Consider the following 25,671-nt stretch of genomic DNA (forward strand, 5'->3'; position numbering starts at 1 on the left):
GCATCGGGGTCATCGGTACGTCAACGAGGAGGTACGGCCATGGCGGAGAACAGCGCGGAGACCGCGCGGAACGCGGCCGTCGAGGCGGCGCTCGGCAAGCTCGACCTGGACACCAAGACGCGGCTGCTCGGCGGCCAGGACATGTGGTCCCTGCCCGCCCTGCCGGAGATCGGCCTGAAGTCCCTGGTCATGTCCGACGGACCCATCGGCGTCCGCGGCGTCCGCTGGACCGCCGACGACCCGTCCGCCGCCCTGCCGTCCCCGACCGCGCTCGCCGCCGCGTGGGACCCCGGGCTCGCCCGCCGCGCCGGCCGGCTCCTCGCGCAGGAGGCCCGCCGCAAGGGCGTCCACGTCCTCCTCGCGCCCACCGTCAACCTGCACCGCTCGCCCCTCGGCGGCCGCCACTTCGAGGCGTACAGCGAGGACCCGTACCTCACCGGCGAGATCGGCACCGGCTACGTCCAGGGCGTCCAGGACGGCGGCGTCGGCACCACCGTCAAGCACTTCGTCGCCAACGACGCCGAGACCGACCGCTTCACCGTCGACAACAAGGTCGCCGCCCGCCCGCTCCGCGAGCTCTACCTCGCCCCCTTCGAGGCCATCGTCAAGAACGCCCACCCCTGGGGCATCATGACCGCCTACAACCAGGTCAACGGCGTGACGATGACCGAGCACCACCACCTCGTCAACGAGGTCCTGCGCGGCGAATGGGGCTTCGACGGCTGCAACGTCTCCGACTGGATGGCCGCCCGCTCCACCACCGGCGACATCGAGGGCGGCCTCGACGTCGCCATGCCCGGCCCGCAGACCGTCTACGGCGGGGCCCTGGCCGCCGCCGTCCGCGCCGGCGAGGTCGAGGAGTCCGCCGTCGACGCGGCCGTACGCAACGTCCTGCGGCTCGCCGCCCGCGTCGGCGCCCTCGAAGGCGCCCCGGCGGTCGTCACCGAGCACCCCGCCGCCATCGACGGCGACGCCCTCGCCCGCGAGATCGCCCGCCGCGGCTTCGTCCTCGTCCGCAACGAGAACGAAGCCCTGCCCCTCAAGAGCGGCACGGTCGCCCTCTCCGGCGCCGCCGCCCGCGACGCCCGCGTCCTCGGCGGCGGCTCCGCCCAGGTCTTCCCCGACCACGTCGTCTCCCCGCTCGCCGGCCTCACCGCCGCCCTCCCCGACGGCGCGCTCACCTTCACGATCGGCGCCGACCCCAGCGAGGAACTCACCCCCGCCGACCAGGGCTTCACCCTCCGCGCCCGCTGCCGCGACGCCGAGGGCCGGGTCCTCGGCGAGGGCTCCCTGCCCAACGGCCAGGTCCAGTGGATCGGCGACGACCTGCCCGCCGGCGTCACCCACGAGGCCCTCGCCTCCATCGAGGTCCTCGGCACCTTCACCCCGCGCGAGTCCGGCGAGCACTCCTTCGGCACCCGCGGCCTCGGCGCCTTCACCCTCACCATCGGCGGTGTCCCGGTCTTCGACGGCGTCCAGGCGATGGGCCCCGAGACCGACCCCTTCGAGGCCTTCTTCGGCTCCCCGGTCGAGCGCGCCAAGGTCGCGCTCACCGCGGGCGAGACCGTCGAGGTCTCCCTCCTCCACACCCTCGACAAGGAGTTCGCGGCGCCGTTGCCGGCCGTCATGTTCTCCTTCGTCCACCTCGGTCCGCGCCGTGACCCCGACGAACTGATCACCGAAGCCGTCGAGGCGGCCCGCGCCGCCGACACCGCCGTCGTGGTCGTCGCCACCACCGAGCGCGTCGAGTCCGAGGGCTTCGACCGCAAGGACCTCGCCCTCCCCGGCCGCCAGGACGATCTCGTACGGGCCGTCGCCGCCGCCAACCCGAACACCGTCGTCGTCGTCAACGCCGGCTCCCCGGTCGAGATGCCGTGGCGCGAGGACGTGGCCGCGATCCTGCTCAGCTGGTTCCCCGGCCAGGAGGGCGGCGACGCCCTCGCCGACGTCCTCACCGGCGCCGAGGAGCCGGGCGGCCGCCTCCCCACCACCTGGCCCGCCGCCCTCGCCGACGTCCCCGTCACCGAGGTCACGCCCACCGAGGGCGTACTCGACTACAGCGAGGGCGTCTTCATCGGTTACCGCGCCTGGGACAAGGCCGGCGCCGCCCCCGCGTACGCCTTCGGCCACGGCCTCGGCTACACGACCTGGTCGTACGACTCCCTGACCGCCGCCCCCGGGACGGTCACCGTCCGGCTCACCAACACCGGCGACCGCACCGGCCGCGAGGTCGTCCAGATCTATCTGGTGCCCGTGTCGGACACGGTGGAGCGCCCGGCACGCTGGCTCGCCGCCTTCGCGGGCGTCGAGGCCGCGCCCGGCGAGACCGTCGAGACCGAGATCGCGCTGCCCCGCCGCGCCTTCGAGATCTGGGACGAGGAGAAGAACGACTGGGCCTTCGTCCCCGGCGCCTACGAGGTCGTGGCGGCCCACTCCCTCGTGGACGCCCGCCTGACCGCCACCCTGGAGATCTGACCTTCGGACCCCCACGGCGGATCCTCACGACGGATCCCCGCGAACCGGGCCCCGGGACGGAACCTGACAACCGTCCCGGGGCCCTTCACTCCTTCGTGATCCGCCGGTACGCGAGCTCCGCGAGCCGCGCCTGCCCGTCCCGGCTCGGATGGAACCAGTCCCACGGGCTCAACTGCCCGCCGTCGAACCGGAAGCCGAAGACCGCCCCGCCGTCGTACCGGCAGCGCTCGTCCTCGGCGCAGACCTCCTCCAGGACCTTGTTGTACGCCACGACCCGCTCCCGCACCGCCGTCCGCCGCCGCTCCGCCGCCGGACCAAGGTCCTCCGCCTCCGCCAGCATCGAGCCGCAGATCCCCAGCTTCCACACCTTCAGCCCCGCCGGGCTGACCCGCCCCGTGGCCCACAGGTGCTTCAGGTCCGGCACGCTCGACACGTACACCTGCGCCTTCGGTGCGCCGATCCGCAGCCGGGCCAGCGCCGTCTCGAAGGAGAAGCGGAAGTCGGCGACCGGGGTCATGAGTTCCGGCGTCGGCCGGCAGGCGTCGTTGGCGCCCATCATCACCGTCACGAGCTCCGGCTTCTCGGCCGCCGCGCCCGCCATCTGCTCGGGCAGCTCCGCCATCCGCGCCCCCGTCCGCGCCAGGTTCCAGCTGCGCGTGGCCACCCTCTCGGGGCCGAGCAGCCGGAGCGCCAGGCTGTTGACGGCCGTGTCCGTCCCGGTCGCCCAGGACACCTCGGGGCAGTCCGCCAGGACCGCGCAGGCGTCGAAGGCGCGGGTGACGGAGTCGCCGACGGCGGCGACGGAGCCGGGCGAGACGTCCCACAGCGAGTCCGGCGTCGGAGTCGGCGTGGGTGTCCGGGTGGGCGTCCGGGCGGACTCAGGGGCGCGGCTCTCGGCCGGAGCCGCCGCGCCCGGGCTTCCGGTCGTGCAGCCGGAGACCGCCCCCGCGCACAGCAGCGCCGCCGCAGCGGAGACGACGGCGGTACGGATTCTTCGTCGACCACGCATCCCCGGCCCCTCCTTCGGCGTCCTGGTGGGTGAAAGGTTCGTGTTCCCGGGCCCTCGGACCGACCGTACGTCACACCGATGACGGTGCGGCACGGTAGCTTTTCCCCCGTCGAACCAGAGGCGCCTTCGCCGACGGGCTCCGGTAAATTACATCACGTCACATGCTGTCCCCTTTTTGAGGGTTTGCGATGTTTTACTCCGGATGCTGTTAACTGAGGCCGCTGGGAAGGCGAACCTCGTCCCACACTGGAGGTCCCGGTGACGACACGTGGAGTCCTGTACGTACACTCCGCACCGCGCGCGCTGTGCCCGCACGTCGAATGGGCGGTCGCGGGTGTCCTCGGTGCGAGGGTCCAGCTCGACTGGATCCGCCAGCCGGCGTCCCCCGGCACCTGGAGAGCCGAGTTCTCCTGGAAGGGGCAGACCGGCACCGCCTCCAAACTCGCCTCCGCGCTGCGCGGCTGGCAGATGCTCCGCTTCGAGGTGACCGCGGAGCCCTGCCCCACCGCCGAGGGCGAGCGCTACAGCGCCACCCCCGACCTGGGCATCTTCCACGCCGTCACCGGCATGCACGGCGACATCCTGATCCCCGAGGACCGGCTGCGGGCCGCCCTGGCACGCTCCCTCCAGGGCGAGACACAACTGGAGGCCGAGGTCGCCAGACTCCTCGGAAAGCCCTGGGACGACGAACTGGAGCCCTTCCGGTACGCGGGCGAGGGCGCGCCGGTCCGCTGGCTCCACCAAGTCGTCTGAGGGGCTTCACCCGCGCGTTGTAGATTCCGCCCGGGCGCGCAGGGGGCGCGCCGGGTGGGAGAGAAGTGATACCTGAACGCAGAGGGCCCGCCACGGGCACCGTGGCGCTGTCGGGGGCGGCGTTCGGCGCGGCGGCGGTGTTCCTCGGGGCGGGAGTCGTCGCCGGTGAATGGCCGACGGGCTGGGCGGCGGCCGTCTGCGCCCTGGTCCTCGCCGCCGTGGGGACCACCGTCCTCGCGGCAGCGGTCCGTACGGCCGCGACGCGGGACAGCGGCGGCCCGAGCCTCGCCAAGACCGACCCCGACCCCGACACCGGACCGGCCGCCCCGGGCCGTTCCTCGTTCGTCGCCGCCGTCGTCGTCTGGGCCGTCGCCGTCCTCGCCGCCGGCGTCTGGGCGGCCACGTCCGGGGACGAGGACGAAGGGGCCGGGGGCGGGACCGCGAAGGGCGGCCCGTCGGCGTCCGCGCCCACGTCACCCTCCTCCCTCGACGCCGCCCCGGCCGTTCCGTGGACGGTCCCGGCCGTCGGCCAGAAGTACGACCGGGGCGTCGGCTCCTGGGCCCTCGGCTCCACCGTCGCCCAGGGCCGGATCGACGGACTCTTCGCGTACGACGGCGCTGACGGCTCCGTCCGGTGGAGCGTGCCCGCACCCACCCGCGAGGCCCTGTGCGCGATCACCCCGGACACCGAGGAGGGCATCGGGCTCGTCGCGCACGGCCGGCACGAGAAGCCCTGCGCGACCCTGCTCGCCGTCCGGATCTCCGACGGCAAGGTCATGTGGCAGCGGAAGATCGGCGGAAAGGGCCTCGTCAAGGACGCGATCGCCGTCGGCGGCAGCACCGCCGTCACCGCCGAGGACGGAACCGTACGGGCCCGTTCCACCGAGTCCGGCGAGCAGCGCTGGCAGCGGCCGGCGCCCAAGGGGTGCCTGCCCCTGGCGCTCGACGCCGACGCCGCCCGTACCCTCCTCGTCGAGCAGTGCGGCAAGGGCGCGCGGCTCCTCGCCCTCGACACCCGTACCGGCGCCCAGCGGTGGACCCGGGAGCTGCCCGTCGAGTCGTCGGCCACGGCGTCGGTGGTCTCCGTCACCCCGGCGGTCGTCGCGGTCGACGAGGCGGACGCCCGCGGCACCCACGCCTTCCTGGGCTTCGACGACAAAGGAGCCCCGACCGCGTCCGTAGCGCTCTCCGGGCCGGAGGGCGTCCTCTCCGCTCCCGGAGCCGTCGGCGACGGCCGCACCGCCAGGCCCCTCGTGCGCGACGGCCTCCTGATCACCTTCGCCGAACAGAGCTCGATGGTGCCGAACCGAGTTGTCGCGTACTCGCTGAAGGACGGCCGGAAGGCCTGGGCGCACGACAGCGAGGGCCAGACGATGGCACTCGCCGCCGAGCCCGACGGCCGCGTCGCCTTCCTCGGGTCCGACGCGTCGGTCACCGTCCTCGACGCCGCCACGGGCAAGCCGGCCACGGTCCTGAAGCCCGACACGGCCGAGCTCCCGGCGATCTCCATCGAGCCGGAACTGCTCCCCGTCCCCGGCGGCCACGTCGTCCTCAACCGGATCAACATGGGCTCCGAACCGGCGGCCTTCGCCCTGCGCTGACGGCCGACCGGAACACGCCGGAGGCCCGCCCCCGTCGTGGGGAGCGGGCCTCTGCCGTCAGGCGGGGTCAGACCGTGCGGAACGCCAGGACCACGTTGTGGCCGCCGAAGCCGAAGCTGTTGTTGATCGCGGCGATCGTGCCCTGGGGGAGCGCGCGGGGCTCGCCGCGGACGATGTCCGCGTCGACCTCGGGGTCCAGCTCGTCGACGTTGATCGTCGGCGGGGCCAGGCGGTTGTGGAGCGCCAGGACCGTCGCGACGGTCTCGATGCCGCCGGCGCCGCCCAGGAGGTGACCGGTCATCGACTTCGTCGCGGAGATCGCGACGTGGTCGAGGTCGTCGCCCAGGACCTTCCGCAGCGCCTTGATCTCGGCGACGTCACCCTGCGGCGTCGACGTGGCGTGCGCGTTGAGGTGGACGACCTCGGACGGCTTGAGGTCCGTCGAGTCGAGCAGGTTCTGCATCGCGGCGGCGATGCCCCGGCCGGTCGGCTCGGGCTGCGCGATGTGGTGGCTGTCGGCCGACAGGCCCTGGCCGAGGACCTCGCAGTAGATGCGCGCGCCGCGCGCCTTCGCGTGCTCCTCGGACTCCAGGATCACGACGCCCGCGCCCTCGCCGAGGACGAAGCCGTCCCGGCCGGTGTCGTACGGACGCGAGGCCTTCGTCGGCTCCTCGTTGTTCTTGGACATCGCCATCATGTTGGCGAAGGCGGCGATCGGCAGCGGGTGGATCGCGGCCTCGGTACCGCCGGCGATGACCACGTCGGCCCGGCCGGTGCGGATCATCTCGACGGCGTAGCCGATCGCCTCGGCACCCGACGCGCACGCGGAGACCGGGGTGTGGACACCCGCGCGGGCGTTCACCTCCAGACCGACGTTGGCGGAGGGGCTGTTCGGCATGAGCATGGGCACGGTGTGCGGGGAGACGCGGCGTACGCCCTTCTCCTTCAGCACGTCGTACTGGTCGAGCAGCGTGGTGACACCGCCGATGCCGGAGGCGATGACGGAACCGAGCCGCTCGGGCACGATCTTCTCGTCCTCGCCGGCGGGGGCGGTGTAGCCCGCGTCGGCCCAGGCCTCGCGGGCCGCGATCACGGCGAACTGCGCCGAGCGGTCCAGCTTGCGGGCGAGCGGGCGGGGCAGGACGTCACCGGGGTCGACGGCGGCGGCCGCGGCGATCTGGACGGGCAGCTCCGCGAAGCGCTCGCCCTCCAGGGGCTTGACGCCGGAGCGTCCCGCAAGCAGACCTTCCCAGGTCGTTGCGGAGTCGCCACCCAGCGGTGTGGTTGCGCCGATACCGGTGACGACCACGGTGCGATTGGTCGAGCTCACAGGAATTCGTTCTCCATGTGTGTGATGGTCGGAATACGGCGCCACCGCCGGGTGGCGGACCGAGTCAGCAGGGGCCGAATCAGGCCTGGTGCTTCAGGATGTAGCCGGCAGCGTCGCCGACCGTCTTGAGGTTCTTGACGTCCTCGTCCGGGATCTTGACGTCGAAGCGCTCTTCGGCGGCGACGACGACCTCGACCATGGACAGGGAGTCGACGTCCAGGTCGTCGGTGAAGGACTTGTCCAGCTGGACGTCTTCGACCGGGATGCCGGCGATCTCGTTGACGATCTCGGCGAGACCCTCGACGATCTGCTCCTGGGTGTGAGCCATAGTGGCGCTCCTTCTTGCGGTTACTTCGGTAAAGGGGGCTTCCGGAGGATCCGGGTGCCTAGGGGAGGGTAACGACCGTCGCGGCGTAGACGAGACCCGCCCCGAAGCCGATGACGAGCGCGGTGTCGCCGCTCTTCGCCTTCCCGGTCGCCAGGAGCCGCTCCATCGCGAGCGGGATCGAGGCGGCCGAGGTGTTGCCGGTGGTCTCCACGTCACGGGCGACCGTGACGTGCTCCGGCAGCTTCAGGGTCTTCACCATCGAGTCGATGATCCGCATGTTCGCCTGGTGCGGGATGAAGACGTCCAGGTCGTCCGCCGTGATGCCGGCGGCGTCCATCGCCTGCTGGGCGACCTTCGCCATCTCGAAGACGGCCCAGCGGAAGACCGCCTGACCCTCCTGCGTGATGGCGGGGAACTTGATCTCGCCGGCCTCGTTGAGCGGCAGCTTCGAGACGTCGCCGACGTGGAACTCGTTCCACGGCACGGTCTGCTTGATCGTCTCGGACTTGTCGCCCTCGGAGCCCCAGACGGTCGGGCCGATGTGCGGCTCGTCCGAGGGGCCGACGACCACGGCACCGGCGCCGTCGCCGAACAGGAAGGCCGTCGCGCGGTCCTCCAGATCCGTCAGGTCGCTGAGCCGCTCGACGCCGATGACGAGGACGTACTCCGCCGAACCCTCGACGATCATGCCCTTGGCGAGCGTCAGGCCGTAGCCGAAGCCCGCGCAGCCGGCGGAGATGTCGAACGCGGCCGGCTTCCCGGCGCCGATCTTGTCGGCGATCTCGGTGGCGACGGCCGGGGTCTGCTTGAAGTGCGAGACCGTGGAGACGACCACGGCACCGATCTGCTCCGGGGTGATCCCGGCGTCGGCGATGGCCTTGCCGGAGGCCTCCACCGACATGGCGGTGACGGTCTCCTCCGGAGAGGCCCAGTGGCGGGTGGAGATGCCGGAGCGTGAGCGGATCCACTCGTCGGACGAGTCGATCGTCTCGAGGATCACCTCGTTCGGCACGACCCGGGTCGGGCGGTAGCCGCCGACACCCAGGATCCGCGCGTACGGGGCGCCCTTGCTGGGCTTGATCTTCGACATGCTTCTCGACACTCCTTCTCAGACGGCCGCGTGCTGGGCGATGAGCGTACGGGCCGCGTCGAGGTCGTCGGGGGTCTTGAGGGCGACCGTGGCCACGCCCGGCAGGGCGCGCTTGGCGATGCCGGTGAGGGTGCCGCCGGGGCACACCTCGATCAGGGCGGTCGCGCCGAGCTCCTGGAAGGTCTCCATGCACAGGTCCCAGCGGACCGGGTTCGCGACCTGGCCGACCAGGCGCGAGAGGACCTCGGCACCGGTGGCGACGGTCCGCCCGTCCTTGTTGGAGACGTACGTCACGGCCGGGTCCGCCGGGGACAGCGCGGCGGCCGCCTCCTCCAGCTTCGCGACCGCGGGCGCCATGTGGTGCGTGTGGAACGCGCCGGCGACCTTGAGCGGGACGACCCGGCGGACGCCCTCCGGCTTGTCCTCGCTCAGGGCGGCCAGCTGCTCCAGCGTGCCGGCGGCCACGATCTGGCCGGCGCCGTTCACGTTGGCCGCGGTCAGTCCGAGCTTCTCCAGGTGCGGGACGGTCACCTCGGGGTCGCCGCCGAGCAGCGCCGACATGCCGGTCGCGGTGATCGCGGCGGCCTCGGCCATCGCGAGACCACGGGTCCGGACGAGCCGCAGCGCGGCGGTGTCGTCGAGGACACCCGCGAACGCGGCGGCCGTGATCTCGCCGACGCTGTGACCGGCGACGGCGCCGGGCGCGACGTCGCCGAGGGCCGCGGCGGAGAGCAGGCCGGCGGCGACGAGCAGCGGCTGGGCCACGGCGGTGTCACGGATCTCGTCCGCGTCCGCCTTCGTGCCGTAGTGGACGAGGTCGAGCCCGATGGCCTCGGACCAGGCCGCGATGCGGTCGGCGGCACCGGGAAGTTCGAGCCAGGGAGTCAGGAAGCCGGGCGTCTGAGCGCCTTGGCCGGGAGCGACGAGTACGAGCACCCTCACACTCTCTCTTGGGGACGGCTCCCGGCGCCCGTGAGGACAAGGACGAAGAACCGTCGGGGGAATTGTTGGTCTTCGACAAAAGTCTAGGACTGGGTATCCCCGTCGGCCAAGCGCCCGAGAATGAGCGCGATCCGCAACGTGAACGCGGAGCGCACATCGGAGGGTGACCAGCCGGTGACGTCGGTCACACGTCGAAGCCGGTAGCGCACGGTGTTGGGGTGCACGAACAGCATCCGCGCCGCGCCTTCGAGGCTGCTCGCCTGCTCCAGATAGACGCTCAGCGTCTCCAGGAGCGCCGAGCCCGCCTCCTCCAGCGGTCTGTAGATCTCCTCCACCAGCTGCTCACGCGCCGAAGGGTCGGAGGCGATGGCGCGCTCCGGGAGGAGATCGTCCGCGAGAACCGGGCGGGGCGCGTCCTGCCAGGCGGAGCAGGCCTTGAGGCCGGCCGCCGCGGCCTGCGCGGAGCGGGTCGCGGCCAGCAGGTCGGGGACGACGGGGCCGGCCACGACCGGACCCTGTGCGTACGGGCCGATCAGCGACTTCGCCACGGCGAGGGGATTGTCGTTGCCGCCCGCGATGACGACGAGCCGGTCGCCGAGGACGCCGGTGAGGACCTGGAGCTTGGCGTGCCGGGCGGCCCGCCGGATCGCCTCCACGGTCAGCTCGCTGTCCCCGTCGGGGGCCGTGCCGAGGATCACGCAGACGTGGTCCGGGGAGTTCCAGCCGAGGGCGGCGGCCCGCGAGACGGCGCCCTCGTCGGCCTCGCCGGAGAGCACCGCGTTCACCACGAGCGACTCCAGGCGCGCGTCCCAGGCGCCCCGGGCCTCGGCGGCCTGCGCGTACACCTGGGCGGTGGCGAAGGCGATCTCCCGGGCGTAGACGAGGAGCGCCTCGCGGAGCACGGACTCGTCACCGGGGGCGGCGACCTCCTCGATCGCCGACTCCATGACCTCGATCGTGGTGCGGACCATCTCCACGGTCTGGCGCAGGGTGATCGCCCGGGTCAGCTCGCGGGGCGCGGTGCCGAAGACGTCCGTCGAGATCGCCTGCGGCGTCTCGGGGTGCCGGAACCACTCGGTGAACGCGGCGATACCGGCCTGGGCGACCAGGCCGATCCAGGAACGGTTCTCGGGCGGCATCGCCCGGTACCACGGCAGCGTCTCGTCCATGCGGGCGATCGCGCCTGCGGCGAGCCTCCCGGAGGACTGTTCGAGGCGCTTCAGGGTCGCGGAGTGCGGGTGAGCGGCGTTCGTGGGTTCTGGCACGGGGACAAGACTGCCTTATCAGGGCGCCGACGTGCGGGGGCGGGGCGGATTCGCCGGCGGGACCGGGCCACGCGCCGGATCGGGACCGGGGCACGTGCCGGATACCGTGAGGCCGTGATGCGTATCCAGCGGGCAGCCGAGCGGTACCCCGGGGGCGACCCGGCGGCCGGGATCGAGACCCGGCACGCCCTCTCCTTCGGTCCGTACTACGACCCGGACAACCTCCGCTTCGGCGCGGTCCTCGCCTGCAACGAGGAGCGGCTCGCGCCCGGCGCGGGCTTCGACGAGCACCCGCACAGCCACACCGAGATCGTCACCTGGGTCGTCGAGGGCGAGCTCACCCACCACGACACGGCCGGTCACACCACCGTCGTCCGCCCCGGCGACCTCCAGCGGCTCGGCTCCGCCGGGGGCGTCCGGCACGTCGAGCGCAACGACGCCGACGTGCCCCTCGTCTTCGTGCAGATGTGGCTCGCGCCGCTGGTGCCGGGCGGGGAGCCCGCGTACGAGGTGGTGCGCGGGCTCGACGGGCCGTACGACCTGCCGGCGGCGGACGCCCGGCTGCACGTCCTGCGGCCGGCGGCGGGCGAGCGCGCCCCGGTACCGGCCGCCGACTTCGCGTACGTCCACGTGGTCCGCGGGGCGGTTCGGCTCGAGGCCGAGGACCTCGGCCCCGGCGGCACCGACCTGGGCCCCGGTGACGCCGCCCGGCTCACCGGTGCCGGGGGAGGCACGCTCGTCGCCACGACCGGTGCGGAGGTCCTGGTCTGGGAGATGCGGGACTGGCGCAAGGGCCTGGGCTGACCGGCCCGAGCCTTCAGGCGAGCGCGCTCTTCGCCTTCCACTGCGCCCAGCTCAGGTTCCACGCCCCGTAGCCGTTGCCCTCCGCGACCGTGCCCTTGGTGTCGCGGCCGGTGATCTCGAAGGGGTCGCCGACGTTCACCGAGGCGTAGAACGACGAGGCGTTCTCGTCGCTCATGCCGATGCAGCCGGAGCTCTTGTTGGCCTTGCCGAAGTACGCCGCGTTCCACGGGGCCGCGTGCGCGTACATGCCCGACCAGGTCAGCCGCATCGAGTAGTCGACCATCTTGTCGTAGGCGTCGCCGAGGCCCACCGTCTCCGAGTTCATGTTGATGGTGCCCTCCTTCGCCATCAGGACGGCCGTGCCCCGCCAGGACCGCTTGTCGCCGCCCGGGGTGCCGCCGGAGACCGGGATCGTGCGGACCGCCCGCCCGTCCCGCTCCAGGGTCAGCTTCTGCCGGTCCAGGTCGACCTTGACGACCTGCGCTGCGCCGACGGTGAAGCCGGTGCGGTAGTCCCGGACGAACCAGCCGCCGCCCGAGTCCGTGCCGTTCAGGTCCGCTTCGAGGGTGACCTTCGTGCCGGGCTTCCAGTACTCCTTGGGCCGCCAGTCCGCCCGGTCGCGGCCCGAATAGTCCTTCACCCACCCCCAGGAGCCCTCGGTGGCGTTCGAGGTGGTGACCTTCAGCTGCCGCTCCACGTCCGCCTTCCGTGTCACCGGCAGGTCGAAGACGACCGACATCGGGTGCCCGACGCCCACCGTCGTGTTCTTGCCGGGCGCCAGCGTCAGCTTGTTGACCGCCTTCGGCTCCGGCGTCACGAAGGACGACCTGGTCGTCGACTCCTTGCCGTCGGCGGTACGGGACGTCACCTCCACCGTGTACGAGGTGCCCGGCACCGCCTTGCGGTCCGACCTCCAGCTCGTACCCCCCGCGCCCGTACGGCCGGTGAGGACCCCGCCCTCCGCGTCGGCGACCTTCACCACCGTGAGCGTTCCGCCCGAGGCGGTCACCGAGACCGGCCGGCCGGCCGCCGGGTCCACGACCGTCACCTTCGCCGGGGCCGCCGGTGACGTGGGGGCGCTCGTGCCCGAGGATCCCGGGCCGCTCGCCGCCTGGGCGGAACAGGCGGTGAGCGAGACGCCCAGCGCGACGGCCACGAGAACGGAACGGGGCGTGCGTATCGGCAGCACGGAAGACCTCCGCGGTGAGGGAAGAAGGTGGGATGTTCCGGACTGTAGGCCGACCGGCCGCCGCGCGGGCCGCCGGAGGCCCGTATGACAAGGGCTGAGGCGGAACGGTCATCGTCCGGTCACAATGACCGTGCACTTCCGTCGAATTCGGCTGTGAGCCTGCTGTGCGCCCCACCACCGAGGGGCGGAACCAGGAGGCTCCCTTGTGTCAGCGCTGCTCGTGACGGCCGCACCCACCGACCGCCGCGCCCCCGCGGGCCCGGTCAGGCTCGGGCCCGTGACACCTGAGACGTACCGCGCGTTCCTCGCCTCCCGTGCCACCGGCGCGGACGGGCCCAGCTTCCTCCAACTGCCCTCCTGGGCACAGGTCAAGGACGGCTGGAGCCACCAGCTGCTCGGCTGGGGGCCGGAGTCCGGCGAGCTCACCGGCGTCGCCCTCGTCCTGCTCCGTCAGTTCCCCGGCACCCGCAAGTACTTCGCCTACCTCCCCGAAGGGCCCGTCGCCGACTGGTCCGACCCCGACCTGGACGGCTGGCTCTCCCCGCTCCTCGCCCACCTCCGCGCCTCCGGCGTCTTCGCCGTGCGCATGGGCCCCGGCCCCGCGTACCGCCGCTGGAGCGCCGCCACCGCCAAGGCGGCCACCGGTCCCGGCCGCCGCCTCGCCGACGTCCTCGCCGACGAGGTCGACCCGCTCGGCACCGTCGTCGCCGAACGCCTCCGGGCCCGCGGCTGGCGCAAGTGCGGCGGCGACTCCGAGAACGGTGCCGACGCCCAGCCCCGCCACGTCTTCCAGGTCCCGCTCGCCGGCCGCTCCACCGACGACCTCTGGTCCGGCCTCAACCAGGAGTGGCGGCGCAACGTCCGCAAGGCCGGCAAGTCCGGCGTCGAGATCACCATCGGCTCCGCCGCCGACCTGCCCGAGTTCTACCGGCTGCTCCGCATCACCGAGGAGCGCGACGGCTTCCGGCTCGGCCGCTCCCTCGCCTACTACGAGCGCCAGTACGCCGTCCTCAACGCCGAACAGCCCGGCCGGATGCGGCTCTACCTCGCCCGCCACGAGGGCGAGATACTCGCGGCCCACACCATGGTCACCGTCGGCGCCCGCGTCTGGTACCAGACCGGCGCCTCCGCCGACCACCGCCGCGAGGTCCGCCCCTCCAACGCCCTCCAGTGGCGCATGATGCTCGACGCCCACGCCCTCGGCGCCGCCGTCTACGACCTCCGCGGGGTACCCTCCACCCTCGATCCGGGCGACCGCGCCCACGGGCTCCTTCGCTGGAAGCTCGGCACGGGCGGACAGGTCGTCGAGACGCTGGGGGAGTGGGAGATTCCGATGCACGGCACGACCAACGGGGCGCTGTTCCGCGCCTTCCAGGCGTATCTGGCCCGCCGATGACGGCGACGCTCACCGAACCCGCCGTACCGAAGAAGGCGGCAGCCCCCTCCGCGCTCCGCAGCGGCGCCCTCATGGCGGCGGGCTCGCTCGTCTCCCGCGCCACCGGCTTCGTCCGGGCCTCCGTCGTCGCCGCCGCACTCGGCGCGGGCCTCGTCGCCGACGGCTACGCGGTGGGCAACTCCGTCCCCACCATCGTCTACATGCTGCTCCTCGGCGGCGCCCTCAACGCCGTCTTCGTGCCCGAACTGGTCAAGGCCGCGAAGGAGCACGAGGACGGCGGCGTCGCCTACACCGACCGGCTCCTCACCCTCTGCGCGCTCGCCCTCACCGCGCTCACGGCCGCCGCCGTGTTCGCCGCGCCGCTGATCGTCGACACGTACACCGACTACGTGGGCGAGCAGCGGGAGATGACGGTCGCCTTCGCGCGCGCGTGCCTGCCGCAGATCCTCTTCCTCGGGCTCTTCACCCTGCTCGGCCAGGTCCTCAACGCCCGGGGCCGGTTCGGCGCCATGATGTGGACCCCCGTCCTCAACAACGTGGTCGTCGTCGCCGTCTTCGGCCTCTTCCTCGTCGTGAGCGACGGAGGGGAGCTCACCCCCGGCGAGACCGCGCTCCTCGGCTGGGGCACCACGGCCGGTATCGCCCTCCAGGCCCTCGCCCTGCTGCCCTCGCTGCGCGCCGCCGGCTTCCGCTGGCGCCCGCGCCTCGACCTCCGCGGCAGCGGCCTCGCCTCGCCGCTCCGTTCCGCCGGCTGGCTGGTGCTGCTCGTCCTCACCAACCAGGGCGCGTACTGGGTGACCACCTGGCTCGCCACCTCCTCGGGATCCGACCCCGGCACCACCGGTGGCTCGGGCCTCGCCGGGTACAACAACGCCTATCTGCTGTGGGCCGTCCCGCACGGCATCGTCACCGTCTCCCTCGTGACCGCGCTGCTGCCCCGGATGAGCGCCGCAGCCGCCGACGGCGACCTCGCGGGCGTCCGCCGGGACGTCGCGTACGCGCAGCGGACCAGCGCGGCGGCCGTCGTCCCGGCGGCCTGCGCCCTCCTCGCCCTCGCCGTCCCGCTGATGACGGTGGTCTTCCGTTACGGGGCGACCGACGGCGACGACATCCGCGCGATGTCCTGGATCCTGATGGCCTTCGCGCCCGGTCTCGTCGCCCTCTCCGGCCAGTACGTGTGCACCCGCGCGTTCTACGCCCTGCGCGACACCCGTACGCCCTTCTTCCTCAACCTGGTGATCGCCGGTCTCAACGCCGGGCTCTCCCTGGCCGCGTACCACTACCTCCCGGCGCACTGGGCCGTCGCGGGCATGGCCGCGGCCTACTCGCTCGCCCTGTGGGCGGGCTGGGCCCTCACCGCGTACGTCCTCGGACGCAGGCTGCGGGGCGCCACCGCCGACGGTGGCGACGGCGCGGGCTCCGCGCTCGCGCGTCTCCTCGTCGTCGCCGTGCCCGCCGCCGGGTACGGCCTCCTCGTCGCCGACCTGACCGGCGCCGCCGGCGCCGTCGCCGCCGGACTCGCCGGCGGTCTCACCGTCCTCGGCGTCTTCGCCCTGCTCGCCCGCCCCCTCCGCCTCGCCGAGGTGCAGGCCCTCCTCGCCACCGGCACCACCCGCCTCCGTGCCCTCGGGCGCCGGGCGTGACCCACCGCCCCCGTCCGGGGGGTCCGAACGACCCTGGGATACTCCACAGATGCCCCGCGTGCTCCTCATAGAAGACGACCCCTCCGTCCGCGAGGGCGTCGAACTCGGGCTGCGCCGCCGCGGGCACGAGGTGCGGACCGCGGCCACCGGGGAGGCCGGACTGGCCGCCCTCGGGGAGTTCCGGCCCGACCTGCTCCTCCTCGACCTGATGCTCCCCGGCATGAACGGCGTCCAGGTCTGCCACCGGGTCCGGGAGAGCAGCCAGCTCCCGATCATCATGCTCACCGCCCGCGGCGACGACTTCGACGTCGTCATAGGCCTGGAGGCCGGCGCCGACGACTACATCGTCAAGCCCGCCCGTACCGAGGTCATCGAAGCGCGGATACGGGCCGTTCTGCGGCGGATCGAGGAGCCCGGCGCGGGCCGCCCGGGCGTCGAGTTCCACGGGCAGCTCGCCGTCGACCGGGCCGGACTCACCGTCGCCAAGGCGGGCGAGCGGCTCGCCCTCGCCCCCTCCGAGCTGAAGCTGCTGCTCCACCTCACGGCCGCCCCCGAGCAGGTCTTCAGCCGGCAGCAGCTCCTCGAACACGTCTGGGAGCACAGCTACCACGGCGACGCCCGGCTGGTCGACGCCTGTGTCCGGCGCCTGCGCAACAAGATCGAGGACACCCCCGGCGAACCCCGCTACATCCAGACCCTGCGCGGCTTCGGCTACCGCTTCGGACCGCTGTGAGGACCTGTACGGCCCCGGGGGCGGCGGCGGAGACGAAGGCGGAGACCCGGCGACGCAGGGCCCGGCGCCCCCGCCGGCGCCCCTTCGGCCTGCGCACCCGGCTCGTCCTGGCGTTCCTGCTCGTCGCCGCCGTCGGCTGCGGCACCACCGCCGCGCTCACCTACCGGGCCGCCCGCAACGCCATCCTGGAGCAGACCCAGAACACCGCCGTCTCCGCCTTCCGCGAGCAGGTCCAGGGCCTCAACACCGCCCTGCCCCCCTCGGCCGAGTCCCTGCGGGACCAGGTCCTCCGGATCGCCCGCCAGGGCAAGCCCCGCACCTGGCGCGTCTACGCCGAGTACGGCAGCGTCCGGGTCTCCTCCACCGACCGCCCCACCTCGTCCGTCATCACCCCCGAACTGCGGGCCCGGGCCCACGCGAACGCCGAAGCCCCGCACGGCAGCTTCCAGCGGGTCGTCAAGAACGGCACCCCGTACCTGACCATGGCCGTCCCCGCCCTCTTCCACGCCTTCTCGGCGGAGGACGCGGCGCGGCCCACCGGGCTCGTCCTCTACGCGGTCATGGAGCTCGACGAGGAGGAGGCCAACGTCGAGGCCATGGTCACCGCCGCCCGCGACGGGGCCCTCCCCGCCCTCGCCGTCGCCCTGATCCCCGCGCTCATCGCCTCGCGCGGTGTCCTGCGCCCCGTACGGGAACTGGGGATCGCCGCCCACAACATGGGCCTCGGCCGGCTCGACACCCGGATCCACGCCAAGGGCAGCGACGAACTCTCCGACCTCGCCCGCACGTTCAACGAATCCGCCGCCGAACTCGAACGGTCCGTCGCCGAGCTCCGCCGCGCCGAGGCCCGCGCCCGCCGCTTCGCCTCCGACGTCTCGCACGAACTGCGCACCCCGCTCGCCGGCATGCTCGCCGTCACCGAGGTCCTCGACGAGGACGCCGCCGCCGGGACGCTCGACAGCGACACCGCCCGCGCCGTCCGGCTGGTCAGCGCCGAGACCGGCCGGCTCGCCGTCCTCGTGGAGGACCTGATGGAGATCTCCCGCTTCGACGCGCGCGCCGCCGAACTCCACACGGACGAGGTCGACGCCGCCGACTGCGTCCGCAAGACGCTCCAGAACCGGCACTGGACCGACCCCGCGTCCGTCGTCCAGGACCTCGCCCCGGGCATCAGGGCCCGGCTCGACCCGCGCCGCTTCGACGTCGTCGTCGCCAACCTCGTGGGCAACGCCCTGCGCCACGGCGGGGCGCCGGTGACCGTCCGGGTGTACGAGGAGGGGGACCACTTCGTGACGGAGGTCGCCGACCGGGGGCCGGGCATCCACCCGGACGTCCTGCCGCACGTCTTCGACCGCTTCTACAAGGCGGACCCGGCCCGGACGCGCTCGGCGGGCAGCGGGCTCGGCCTCGCGATCACCCTGGAGAACGTACGGCTGCACGGCGGCACGGTGGAGGCCGCCAACCACCCCGAGGGCGGTGCCCTCTTCACGGTGCGGATGCCGCTGTGACCCGCCGCGTGGCCGCCACTGCGATCCGCCGCCTGCCCCGCCGCGTGGCCGCCGCCGCGTCCCGCCGCCGTGCGGCCGCCGCGGCCCTGGCCGGGCTCCTGCCCCTGGTGGCCGCGTGCGGCATCCAGGGGACCGACGTCGTCGAGGCGGGCCCCGCCCCGACCGTCCTGGTCGCGCCGAACCCCGAGTCCCGGATGCTGCTGTACTTCGTCGGCCCGGACGGCCGCTCCATGCCGGTCGCCCGCGACGTCGGGTTCGGCGGCGCGGACAACCCCTTCGGGCCGGACTACTCGATGGGCACCGGGGACGGCGACGGGACCCGCACGGCCGACAGGGCCCTCCCGGGCGAGACGCGCGTCGCCGCGGCCAGGACGCTCGCCGCGCTCCTCGCCGGACCGAACGAGGACGAGGCCGCCGCGGGCCTGACCACCGCCCTCCCGCACGGCGCCGGCGGCCCGCACGTCACGGAGGAGAAGTACGGCGGAGGCCAGGGCCGCCGGCTGCTGCGCGTGCGGGCCCCGTTCAGGGTCACCGTCCTGCAGGAGGCCGCCGTCCGCCAGCTCGTGTGCACGGCCGCCTACGCGCAGGACCCCCTCGGCCTCGCGGAGGTGGCCGTCACCGGCCCGGACGGCACCCTGCCCACGACCACCTGCGACGACGACACCGACTGAGGCGCCCGGGTCAGGAGGCGCGCAGCTCCGCGAGGACCGCGTCCGTGAACGGCGGCCAGGCCTCGACCGCCCACGCCCCGAAGGGCCGGTCGGTCAGCGCCACGCACGCGGCGCGCGCGTCCGGGTCGATCCACAGGAAGGTCCCCGACTGCCCGAAGTGCCCGAAGGTGCGCGGGGAGGACGTGGCGCCCGTCCAGTGCGGGGACTTGCCGTCGCGGATCTCGAAGCCGAGACCCCAGTCGTTCGGCCGCTGGTGCCCGTAACCGGGCAGGATGCCGGTCAGGCCCGGGTACGTGACGGTCATCGCGTCGAGGACGGTCCGGGCGTCGAGCAGCCGCGGCGCCTGCACCTCGGCGGCGAACCGCACCAGGTCGTCGACGGTCGACACGCCGTCCTTGGCGGGCGAGCCCTCCAGGGTCGTCGAGGCCATGCCGAGCGGCTCCAGGACCGCCTGGTGCAGATAGTCCGCGAAGGGGATGTCGGTCGCCTTGGCGACATGGTCGCCGAGCGCCTCGAAACCGGTGTTGGAGTAGATCCGGCGGGCGCCGGGCGCCGCCATGACCCGGTTCTCGTCGAAGGCGAGCCCCGAGGTGTGGGCGAGGAGGTGGCGGACCGTCGCGCCCTCGGGCCCGGCCGGCTCGTCGAGGTCGATCGCCCCCTCCTCGTACGCGACGAGGACGGCGTACGCGGCGAGCGGCTTCGTGACCGAGGCGAGCGGGAAGCGCCGCCCCGTCGGGCCGTGGGACCCGGCCAGGGTGCCGTCCGCACGGACGACGGCGGCTGCCGCGGTGGGGACGGGCCAGTTCTCGATCGACGCCAGGCTCGGCACGCTGCTGCTCTGCATGGGGCCGAGCCTACTTGCTTGGAGTGCACTCCAACGTTTTAGCGTGGGGTCATGAGCGTGATCGCGAGCACGGCCACGAGTGCGAGCAGCACCCGTGCGCACTACACCATCAGCGAGGTCGCGGCCCTGACCGGCCTCACGGCGCACACCCTGCGCTGGTACGAGCGGATCGGCCTGATGCCGCACGTCGACCGCTCGCACACCGGGCAGCGCCGGTTCAGCGACCGCGACCTCGGCTGGCTGGGCTTCGTCGGGAAGCTGCGGCTGACCGGCATGCCGGTCGCCGACATGGTCCGGTACGCCGAACTCGTCCGCGAGGGCGATCACACCCGCGATGAACGGCGGGAGCTCCTGGAGACCACCCGGCGGGACGTCCTCGCCCGGATCGGCGAGCTCCAGGACACGCTCGCCGTGCTCGACATCAAGATCAGCCACTACGGGACCGCATGCGGAGGCACACCCACATGACCAGGATCGACACCGTACGTCTCGGCGGCCAGGACGGGCCGGAGACCGGCGTCCAGGGCTTCGGCGCCATGGGCATCAGCGAGTTCTACGGCGACACCGACGAGGCCGCCGCCCGCGACACCCTCGACGCGGCCCTGGAGGCCGGCGTCACCCTGATCGACACGGCCGACATCTACGGCAACGGCGCCAACGAGGAGTTCCTCGCGCCCTTCGTCGCCGCCCACCGCGACGAGATCACCCTCGCCACCAAGTTCGCCATCGAGCGGCGCGCCGACGACCCGTCGTACCGGGCCGTCCGCAACGACCCCGCGTACATCAAGCGGGCCGCGGAGGAGAGTCTGCGCCGCCTCGGCGTCGAGACCATCGACCTCTACTACATGCACCGCCGCGACCCGGAGATCCCCTTCGCCGAGTCCGTCGGCGCGATGGCCGAGCTCGTCCAGGAGGGCAAGGTCCGCTTCCTGGGGCTGAGCGAGGTCACCGGGCCCGAGCTGCGCGAGGCCCACGCGGTGCACCCGATCGCCGCCCTCCAGTCGGAGTGGTCGCTCTTCTCCCGGGACGTCGAGCGGAGCGCCGTCGGCGCCGCCGCAGAGCTCGGCGTGACGTTCGTGCCGTACTCGCCGCTCGGCCGGGGCTTCCTGACCGGGGCTTTCGCGGACGCCGGCAAGGACCTGTCGGGCGGCGACTTCCGCCGGTACCAGCCGCGGTTCACCGGCGAGAACGCGGAGCGGAACGCCGCCCTCCTCGACCCGGTCCGGAAGATCGCCGCCGCCCACGGGGCCACCGCGGCGCAGATCGCCCTCGCCTGGGTGCAGCAGCGGTCCGCCGTGCACGGCCTGACGGTCGTCCCGATCCCCGGCACCCGCAAGCGCTCCCGCCTGGAGGAGAACGCGGCCGCCACCCGGATCGTCCTCACCCCGGCCGAGCTGGCCGAACTGGAGCCGATCGCGGGCCTGGTGGCGGGCGACCGCTACCCGGACATGAGCCTCACGTCCGCGGCCAGGGAGATCTGAGCGCCTTCGCCGTCTCACCCGAGCCCCAGGGCGAAGACCCCGAATCCGGCCGCAAGGAGTCCAGCCAGGACGCGGCGCGCCGGGCCGGTCTTCGTCCAGGGGGACTCGAAGCCCCGTGCGAACCGCCCGATGAGGACGAGCAGCCCCGCGAAGACCGGCATCCACGCCAGCCGGGCCAGGATCCAGCCGACCGAGTCCGGTGCGCCGACCAGGCCGGGGATCTCCCCGAGGTACGAGCCGGGGACCGCCGCCGTGAGCATCGCCGTCTGGTGCCAGCACAGGATCGTCATCGCGGACAGGTTGACCACCACGACCGGCGCCCACAGCGCGGGCCGCTTCAGGAGCCCGCCGAGCCGGTCGCGGAGCAGGATCGCCGCACCGCTCTGCGCGGCGGCGAGGGCGAGGACGAGCAGCGACGGCGGGTGCGAGTTGGTGCGGGCCTCGCCGGGGATTCCGACCATGGACGCCGGGTACCCGAAGGCGAGCAGGAGGGTCGCGAAGAGCGCGGCACCGCCGAGCAGCAGCGCCCAGGCGTGCTTGCGCGTCACCCGGCCCTCGCCCCACGAGACACCGAGCTGATAGGCGAAGAGCCAGCCGGGCAGGATGTTCAGCAGGCTCAGCCAGGACGGCACGGCGTCGGCGTACGGCCCGTAGCGGAGGAAGTCGACGACGGCGACCGAGCCGAGCAGCGGCGCGGCGGCCCAGACACCGAGGCGGCGGGCGACCCGGACGCAGTACGGGGTGAGCGCGGTGACCACCGTGTAGACCCCGACGAACCACAGCGGCTGGACGACGAGTGTGGACGCCGTCCGCAGGCTGTCCACCGGCACTCCGAGCCCGAAGTGGAGCAGCGGGAGCAGCGCCGCCCACACGGCGGTGACCCCGAGGACCGGGCGGCCGAGCCGGGCCAGCCGGCCCTTCAGCCACTCGCCGGTCGAGCCCTTGCGGCGCCGGTAGGAGAGGACGGAGGCGTAGCCGCCGACGAGGAAGAAGATCCCCAGCATCTGCAGGACCCAGCTGACCGGGGCGAGACCGGCGAAGGTGCCGAGCGGGCTGGCGTTGTGGAGGGCGCCGTCGGCGGAGAGGGTGAAGCCGCCGAGCAGCCAGTGCCCGGTCGGCACGGCGAGCAGGGCGAGGGCGCGGAGCCCGTCGATCGCCCGGTCGCGGTGGGCCGGGGTGGAGGACTCGATCCTCGCGGCCGTCTTCCGGGCCGTCGTGGCGAGGGCGCTCATCGGACGTCTCCCTCGGCGATCGAGGCGAAGGCGCGCAGGGAGCTGGTGCCGGGCGCGAAGTAGCCGCCGTGGCCCGCGGCGTCCTCGGCCGGGATCCGGCGGGCCCCGAAGGCCGGGTCGGTGGGATCGGCGCCGTGCCCGAGCCCGGCGAGCTCGACGTTCGGGATCCGGTCGATCCAGTCGGTGGGATCCTTCGCCGCCCAGACGCGGGCGGAGGTGCCGAGTTCGGCGACGTTCGCGGCGCGCATCCCGGGGGAGCCGAAGACCACGAGGTCCTTCGCCTTCAGGTCGCGGGCGGCGAGGCCGCAGACGACGGAGCCGTAGCTGTGGCAGAACACGGACGGCTCGGCGGCCCCGGCGGGCCGGACGGCCGCGAGACCGTCCACGAAGCGGGTGAGGCGGTCCGCCCCGGCCTCGGCGAGCCGGCCGGTGGCGGCGTCCAGGCCGACGCCGACAGGGGTCGTGTAACCGGCCCAGGCGACGACCGCCGTACGGCCGCCGGTCGCCCGGTGCAGCTCCCGTGCCATGTCCGCGAGCGGCGTGACGTGGCCGAGGTCGGTGTCGGAGCCGGGCACGATCACGGCGACCCGCTCGGCCCGCGCCAGGTCCCCGTGCACGAGGGCGATCTGACCCCGGCCGCGCGGATCGTGGGCCAGGACCCGCGCCCCGGCGAACCGGCCGTGCGTGGCACGCTCGTTGGCCTCGTACCGCAGTGCCAGGGGGGCGCCGTCGAGGTTCCCGACGACCGTGGGGTGCGTGCGGGCCAGTTCCCTCTGTCGTACGGGGGCGAGTCCCGCGAAGAACCGTGCGGTCGCGGCCGGGTCCATCCGCTCGGGGTCCGGCAGCCCCGCATCCCGCCAGGCCCCCGTTCCGACCGGTGCTCCGGTGACGGCCTCCTGGGCGTCCCCGGACGCCCAGCCGGCCGTCCCGGCGATCACCGTGGCCACCACGGCCACGGTCGTCAGGGTCCTCGCGAAGCGGCGCATGGGGTCGCCCTCCCTCTCCGGTTTCTCGCTCTTTCGTCGGCGAGAGGAAGGTAGGAAGACGACGGGTGACGGCACGTCACACCGGGGAGCCAATCACGGGTTGATACCGGGGTAGGGGGTGGAGGAGCAGCCAACCCCAAGGCAGGGGTGGGGTTTTCCCCCGGGGGGTGCCCGGGGGGTGTCCGAAGGACTCAGTTCGCGCCGGGGGTGACCAGGCCCGACTCGTACGCGAAGACGACGGCCTGGGCCCGGTCGCGCAGGTCCAGCTTGGCGAGGACCCGCCCGATGTGGGTCTTCACCGTCTGCTCCGCGAGGACCAGCCGGTCGGCGATCTCCTGGTTGGACAGGCCCCGCGCGATCAGCTCCAGGACCTCCGTCTCGCGCGGGGTGAGGCCGTTGAGACGCAGCGCGGTGGTGTCCCGGCGCGGGGCGGGCCGGGAGGCGGCGAAGTCGGCGATGAGACGGCGGGTCACGGACGGGGCGAGCAGCGCCTCGCCCGCCGCCACGATCCGTACCGCCGCGATGAGGTCGGCGGGCGGCGCGTCCTTCAGGAGGAAGCCGGACGCGCCCGCGCGCAGCGCCTCGTACACGTAGTCGTCGACGTCGAAGGTGGTCAGCATCAGCACCTTCGGCCGGTGCGTGACACCGGCCGGCGGGTGGAGGATCTCCCGGGCCGCCGCGAGCCCGTCGAGCTCCGGCATCCGAACGTCCATCAGGACGACGTCGGGGTGCGTCGAACGGGCCACGTCCACGCCCTGCCGCCCGTCCGGCGCCTCGCCGACCACGTCGATGTCGGGCTGGGCGGCGAGCAGCGCGGCGAAACCGGCCCGCACCATGGCCTGGTCGTCGACGATGATCACGCGGATGGTCACTCGGGGTCCTCGGGGGTCGGGGGCGGGCCGGGGGGCCGGGCCGTCAGGGCGCCGGTTCCGGTTCCGCGGCGGGCGCCGGGTCCGCCGTCAGCGGGAGCCGTGCGGCCACCCGGAAGCCGCCGTCCGGCAGCGGCCCGGTGTCCAGCGAGCCGCCCGTCAACCGTACGCGCTCCCGCATCCCGACGAGACCGTGCCCGGTGCCGGCCGCACCGCGCTCCACCCCGGAACCCGCCGCCTCGCCGGGCCCGTTGACGACGAGGACCGTCAGCCACCCGTCGTCCGAGGCCCGCACCGACACACGCGTCGCGGCGCCCGGCGCGTGTCGCACGACGTTGGCGAGGGCCTCCTGCACGATCCGGTACGCGGACAGGTCCACCGCCTGCGGCACGTCCTTCAGACCGGCGGCGAGCGACAGCTCGGCCGGCACCCCGGCCCGCACGGTCGCCTCGACCAGCTGCTGGACCCGGTCGAGCCCCGGCTGCGGGGCCCGCTCGCCCTCACTGCCGTCGCTGCGCAGCACCGAGAGCAGCCGCCGCATCTCGGCCAGCGACTCGCGCGCGCTCGTCGCGATGGAGGTGAACTCCTCCCGGGCCGCGTCCGGGAGGTCAGGGATGCGGTACGGCGCCGAGTCCGCCTGCACGGTGATCACGGACATGTGGTGGGCGACGACGTCGTGCAGCTCGCGCGCGATCCTCGCCCGCTCCTCCAGGAGCGTCCGGCGGGAGCGCTCGGCCTCGTTGATGATCTCCTGCTCGACGAGCCGCCGCTGTGCGTCGCCCCGGGCACGTACGGCCGAGGTGAGCAGCAGCAGGACGCCGCTCAGCACGAGCAGCAGCGTGTGGACGCTGGTGGTCCCGTCGGGCCGGAAGGCCTCCAGCGCGTACCCGGCGGCGCCGGTCGCCAGCCAGACACCGAAGAGGGCCCGGCGCGACTCGCGCAGCCCGAGCGCGACCATCAGCGCGCAGTAGCCGACGACGACCGGCGGGGTCCAGGGCCACAGGTCGGCGTGGGCGCCGTCCGAGCCGAGGAGGGCGAGCGCCCCGAGCACGTCGGCGGGGAAGATCACCCACCAGGCCTGGAGGGGGCGGGAGACGGCGAGCAGCAGCGGCACGGTCTGGGCGGTGGCGACGGCCCCGGCGAGGCCGCCGTTGACGCCGTAGTCGTTGACGAGGACGGTGATGGTGCTGGGCAGGAGCGAGGAGACGAAGGCGACGGCGACGACGTACGGCAGCAGGCGCACCCACCGCGAGGAGGCCTCGGAGAGCAGTGGTGCGCCGGGGGTGGTCGGGGTGGTGAGCGCGGCCCCGAGGCCCTGGAACAACTCGCGTGACCGTGCGCTGAACCGGCTGAGGCGGGCGGTGGGCGGCTCGTGCCGCTGTTCGGTAGCCATGACCCGCCCAGGGTAGGCAGCGGCCGTGGGCACGGGCGTCATACCGGGGTGGGGGCCGCGACCCGATACCGGGGTATGACACGCGGGTCCGGTGCCCCTCCCGGCTCGGGTTCAGGTTCAGGTTCAGGC

Annotated in this window: 23 protein-coding genes; 11 read left to right on the plus strand and 12 right to left on the minus strand. The window is 73.6% G+C overall.

What is annotated here, in order from left to right; translation table 11 throughout:
- Nucleotides 1–39 precede the first annotated feature (39 nt).
- A complete protein-coding gene (locus tag DEJ46_RS27630; protein WP_150270612.1) occupies nt 40–2,475 on the plus strand; it encodes a glycoside hydrolase family 3 protein in 2,436 nt (811 codons plus the stop codon).
- Between the two features lie 85 nt (nt 2,476–2,560).
- Here the strand turns inward: DEJ46_RS27630 and DEJ46_RS27635 are convergent, their stop codons facing one another.
- Entirely contained in the window at nt 2,561–3,484 is a 924-nt protein-coding gene (locus DEJ46_RS27635) for an SGNH/GDSL hydrolase family protein (RefSeq protein ID WP_150270613.1), read from the minus strand.
- A gap of 258 nt (nt 3,485–3,742) precedes the next feature.
- On the opposite strand from DEJ46_RS27635, the gene DEJ46_RS27640 reads away from it, so the two are divergent.
- Both DEJ46_RS27640 and DEJ46_RS27645 read left to right on the plus strand, forming a co-directional pair.
- Nucleotides 3,743–4,237: a DUF3145 domain-containing protein gene (locus tag DEJ46_RS27640; protein ID WP_055643740.1), complete on the plus strand. Its 495-nt coding sequence runs from the start codon at nt 3,743–3,745 to the stop codon at nt 4,235–4,237.
- 65 nt (nt 4,238–4,302) lie between these two features.
- Nucleotides 4,303–5,838: a PQQ-binding-like beta-propeller repeat protein gene (locus DEJ46_RS27645; RefSeq protein WP_150270615.1), complete on the plus strand. Its 1,536-nt coding sequence runs from the start codon at nt 4,303–4,305 to the stop codon at nt 5,836–5,838.
- Between the two features lie 67 nt (nt 5,839–5,905).
- Here the strand turns inward: DEJ46_RS27645 and fabF are convergent, their stop codons facing one another.
- The 5 genes from fabF to fasR all read right to left on the minus strand — a co-directional run bounded on the left by fabF (nt 5,906) and on the right by fasR (nt 10,793).
- Complete coding sequence (fabF, locus tag DEJ46_RS27650; RefSeq protein ID WP_150270616.1) at nt 5,906–7,168, minus strand: beta-ketoacyl-ACP synthase II; 1,263 nt, start codon at nt 7,166–7,168, stop codon at nt 5,906–5,908.
- A gap of 79 nt (nt 7,169–7,247) precedes the next feature.
- Nucleotides 7,248–7,496, minus strand: a complete 249-nt coding sequence (locus DEJ46_RS27655; RefSeq protein ID WP_150270618.1) for an acyl carrier protein — start codon at nt 7,494–7,496, stop codon at nt 7,248–7,250.
- 58 nt (nt 7,497–7,554) lie between these two features.
- Nucleotides 7,555–8,586, minus strand: coding sequence for a ketoacyl-ACP synthase III (locus tag DEJ46_RS27660; RefSeq protein ID WP_150270620.1), 1,032 nt, complete (start codon nt 8,584–8,586; stop codon nt 7,555–7,557).
- Nucleotides 8,587–8,604: 18 nt separating this feature from the next.
- Complete coding sequence (locus tag DEJ46_RS27665; protein ID WP_150270622.1) at nt 8,605–9,522, minus strand: ACP S-malonyltransferase; 918 nt, start codon at nt 9,520–9,522, stop codon at nt 8,605–8,607.
- Nucleotides 9,523–9,611: 89 nt separating this feature from the next.
- Nucleotides 9,612–10,793 carry a fatty acid biosynthesis transcriptional regulator FasR gene (gene fasR / locus DEJ46_RS27670; protein ID WP_150270623.1) on the minus strand — a complete coding sequence of 394 codons (1,182 nt, stop codon included), beginning with the start codon at nt 10,791–10,793 and terminating at the stop codon, nt 9,612–9,614.
- A 117-nt stretch (nt 10,794–10,910) separates the two neighbouring features.
- Here fasR and DEJ46_RS27675 point away from each other — a divergent pair, with 117 nt between their 5' ends.
- Entirely contained in the window at nt 10,911–11,597 is a 687-nt protein-coding gene (locus DEJ46_RS27675) for a pirin family protein (RefSeq protein WP_150274819.1), read from the plus strand.
- A 13-nt stretch (nt 11,598–11,610) separates the two neighbouring features.
- On the opposite strand, the gene DEJ46_RS27680 is transcribed toward DEJ46_RS27675, so the two are convergent.
- Nucleotides 11,611–12,786, minus strand: a complete 1,176-nt coding sequence (locus DEJ46_RS27680) for an Ig-like domain-containing protein (protein WP_150270625.1) — start codon at nt 12,784–12,786, stop codon at nt 11,611–11,613.
- A 205-nt stretch (nt 12,787–12,991) separates the two neighbouring features.
- Here DEJ46_RS27680 and DEJ46_RS27685 point away from each other — a divergent pair, with 205 nt between their 5' ends.
- The 5 genes from DEJ46_RS27685 to DEJ46_RS27705 are packed head-to-tail and all read left to right on the plus strand — an operon-like array spanning nt 12,992 to nt 18,737.
- Nucleotides 12,992–14,182, plus strand: a complete 1,191-nt coding sequence (locus DEJ46_RS27685; protein ID WP_150270627.1) for a lipid II:glycine glycyltransferase FemX — start codon at nt 12,992–12,994, stop codon at nt 14,180–14,182.
- Nucleotides 14,179–15,825 carry a murein biosynthesis integral membrane protein MurJ gene (gene murJ / locus DEJ46_RS27690; protein WP_150270629.1) on the plus strand — a complete coding sequence of 549 codons (1,647 nt, stop codon included), beginning with the start codon at nt 14,179–14,181 and terminating at the stop codon, nt 15,823–15,825. Before DEJ46_RS27685 ends, murJ begins: the two co-directional genes overlap by 4 nt.
- A gap of 49 nt (nt 15,826–15,874) precedes the next feature.
- Nucleotides 15,875–16,558, plus strand: coding sequence for a response regulator transcription factor (locus DEJ46_RS27695; RefSeq protein WP_055643751.1), 684 nt, complete (start codon nt 15,875–15,877; stop codon nt 16,556–16,558).
- Nucleotides 16,555–18,066, plus strand: coding sequence for a sensor histidine kinase (locus tag DEJ46_RS27700; RefSeq protein WP_150270631.1), 1,512 nt, complete (start codon nt 16,555–16,557; stop codon nt 18,064–18,066). The genes DEJ46_RS27695 and DEJ46_RS27700 overlap by 4 nt, the downstream gene beginning before the upstream one ends.
- Nucleotides 18,063–18,737, plus strand: a complete 675-nt coding sequence (locus DEJ46_RS27705; RefSeq protein ID WP_150270632.1) for a hypothetical protein — start codon at nt 18,063–18,065, stop codon at nt 18,735–18,737. Before DEJ46_RS27700 ends, DEJ46_RS27705 begins: the two co-directional genes overlap by 4 nt.
- Nucleotides 18,738–18,747: 10 nt before the next feature.
- Here DEJ46_RS27705 and DEJ46_RS27710 read toward each other — a convergent pair whose 3' ends face one another.
- Entirely contained in the window at nt 18,748–19,566 is an 819-nt protein-coding gene (locus DEJ46_RS27710) for a serine hydrolase domain-containing protein (RefSeq protein ID WP_150274821.1), read from the minus strand.
- A 66-nt stretch (nt 19,567–19,632) separates the two neighbouring features.
- Here DEJ46_RS27710 and DEJ46_RS27715 point away from each other — a divergent pair, with 66 nt between their 5' ends.
- Together DEJ46_RS27715 and DEJ46_RS27720 are read left to right on the plus strand one after the other, a co-directional pair.
- Nucleotides 19,633–20,049, plus strand: a complete 417-nt coding sequence (locus DEJ46_RS27715) for a MerR family transcriptional regulator (protein WP_150270634.1) — start codon at nt 19,633–19,635, stop codon at nt 20,047–20,049.
- Nucleotides 20,046–21,062 (plus strand): aldo/keto reductase, encoded by a 1,017-nt coding sequence (locus DEJ46_RS27720; RefSeq protein ID WP_150270636.1) that lies wholly within the window; start codon nt 20,046–20,048, stop codon nt 21,060–21,062. Before DEJ46_RS27715 ends, DEJ46_RS27720 begins: the two co-directional genes overlap by 4 nt.
- Nucleotides 21,063–21,076: 14 nt before the next feature.
- On the opposite strand, the gene DEJ46_RS27725 is transcribed toward DEJ46_RS27720, so the two are convergent.
- From DEJ46_RS27725 to DEJ46_RS27740, 4 genes are all read right to left on the minus strand, one after another.
- Complete coding sequence (locus DEJ46_RS27725; RefSeq protein ID WP_150270638.1) at nt 21,077–22,294, minus strand: acyltransferase family protein; 1,218 nt, start codon at nt 22,292–22,294, stop codon at nt 21,077–21,079.
- Nucleotides 22,291–23,280 (minus strand): alpha/beta hydrolase, encoded by a 990-nt coding sequence (locus tag DEJ46_RS27730; RefSeq protein WP_150270640.1) that lies wholly within the window; start codon nt 23,278–23,280, stop codon nt 22,291–22,293. The genes DEJ46_RS27725 and DEJ46_RS27730 overlap by 4 nt, the downstream gene beginning before the upstream one ends.
- A 191-nt stretch (nt 23,281–23,471) precedes the next feature.
- On the minus strand, nt 23,472–24,152 hold the full coding sequence (locus DEJ46_RS27735) for a response regulator (protein WP_150270642.1): 681 nt from the start codon (nt 24,150–24,152) through the stop codon (nt 23,472–23,474).
- Between the two features lie 43 nt (nt 24,153–24,195).
- Complete coding sequence (locus DEJ46_RS27740; RefSeq protein ID WP_150270644.1) at nt 24,196–25,542, minus strand: sensor histidine kinase; 1,347 nt, start codon at nt 25,540–25,542, stop codon at nt 24,196–24,198.
- Between the last annotated feature and the right edge of the window lie 129 nt (nt 25,543–25,671).

Source organism: Streptomyces venezuelae (assembly GCF_008642375.1).
Lineage (GTDB): Bacteria > Actinomycetota > Actinomycetes > Streptomycetales > Streptomycetaceae > Streptomyces > Streptomyces venezuelae_G.

Bases quoted from the DNA above. Each gene is read 5' to 3' on its own strand.
- DEJ46_RS27720 (WP_150270636.1), top strand. From the start codon at position 20,046: ATGACCAGGATCGACACCGTACGTCTCGGCGGCCAGGACGGGCCGGAG.
- DEJ46_RS27725 (WP_150270638.1), bottom strand. From the start codon at position 22,294: ATGAGCGCCCTCGCCACGACGGCCCGGAAGACGGCCGCGAGGATCGAG.
- DEJ46_RS27635 (WP_150270613.1), bottom strand. From the start codon at position 3,484: ATGCGTGGTCGACGAAGAATCCGTACCGCCGTCGTCTCCGCTGCGGCG.
- DEJ46_RS27730 (WP_150270640.1), bottom strand. From the start codon at position 23,280: ATGCGCCGCTTCGCGAGGACCCTGACGACCGTGGCCGTGGTGGCCACG.
- murJ (WP_150270629.1), top strand. From the start codon at position 14,179: ATGACGGCGACGCTCACCGAACCCGCCGTACCGAAGAAGGCGGCAGCC.
- DEJ46_RS27715 (WP_150270634.1), top strand. From the start codon at position 19,633: ATGAGCGTGATCGCGAGCACGGCCACGAGTGCGAGCAGCACCCGTGCG.
- DEJ46_RS27660 (WP_150270620.1), bottom strand. From the start codon at position 8,586: ATGTCGAAGATCAAGCCCAGCAAGGGCGCCCCGTACGCGCGGATCCTG.
- DEJ46_RS27675 (WP_150274819.1), top strand. From the start codon at position 10,911: ATGCGTATCCAGCGGGCAGCCGAGCGGTACCCCGGGGGCGACCCGGCG.
- DEJ46_RS27630 (WP_150270612.1), top strand. From the start codon at position 40: ATGGCGGAGAACAGCGCGGAGACCGCGCGGAACGCGGCCGTCGAGGCG.
- DEJ46_RS27655 (WP_150270618.1), bottom strand. From the start codon at position 7,496: ATGGCTCACACCCAGGAGCAGATCGTCGAGGGTCTCGCCGAGATCGTC.
- DEJ46_RS27695 (WP_055643751.1), top strand. From the start codon at position 15,875: ATGCCCCGCGTGCTCCTCATAGAAGACGACCCCTCCGTCCGCGAGGGC.
- DEJ46_RS27740 (WP_150270644.1), bottom strand. From the start codon at position 25,542: ATGGCTACCGAACAGCGGCACGAGCCGCCCACCGCCCGCCTCAGCCGG.